The organism is Enterobacter sp. Lyrl_3, assembly GCF_051948675.1.
GTDB classification, from domain to species: Bacteria; Pseudomonadota; Gammaproteobacteria; order Enterobacterales; family Enterobacteriaceae; genus Enterobacter; species Enterobacter cloacae.
Genome location: NZ_JAYJLI010000070.1, coordinates 1 through 492, shown reverse-complemented (window position 1 = coordinate 492; position 492 = coordinate 1). Strand labels below are relative to the sequence as shown.

General features: G+C 49.2%; 1 protein-coding gene. It reads right to left on the bottom strand.

Annotation, left to right across the window (positions count from 1 at the left end; all coding sequences use genetic code 11):
* Positions 1-335, bottom strand: a 335-nt coding sequence (locus tag VF709_RS24935; RefSeq protein ID WP_440232482.1) for an Arm DNA-binding domain-containing protein, incomplete at its 3' end; no start/stop codon positions are given.
* Between the last annotated feature and the right edge of the window lie 157 nt (positions 336-492).

The following is a 492-nucleotide window of genomic DNA, read 5'->3' as shown; positions in this document are numbered from 1 at the left end:
TGCTTGTGTGCGTGCCATTCCATTGCCAGCGCCCTGAACGTGTTCACGACGGAAATTTTACGGGCGAGTTTTTCCAACTGCTTTTTTTCGCTGGGATCTCCGCCTTCGGCAATAACTTTGCGGGCTTCATCGCGCTTAGTCCTGGCTTCGGCGAGAGTGATTTCGGGATACACGCCAATCGACAGCTTTTTCTCTTTACCTGCAATGCGGTATTTCATACGCCAGTAACGTGCGCCGCTGGTTTTGACCAGCAGGAATAAACCGCGCTCATCAGTGAGTTTATAGTCTTTTTCTTTTGGCTTGGCAGTCTCTACCTGCCGGGCTGTGAGTGCCATATGGGGGCCCCTAAAACTGATTGAACTCGTTGAGCCCCCACCAGTGCCCCCAACTGAAGATTGATTCAGAGAGAGTTGTATTGACTTTGGTGGAGTTCAAATCGTTCGTAAAGGTTGTATATGTATGATTATACTTGAGTTTGGTGGAGTTTGGGAG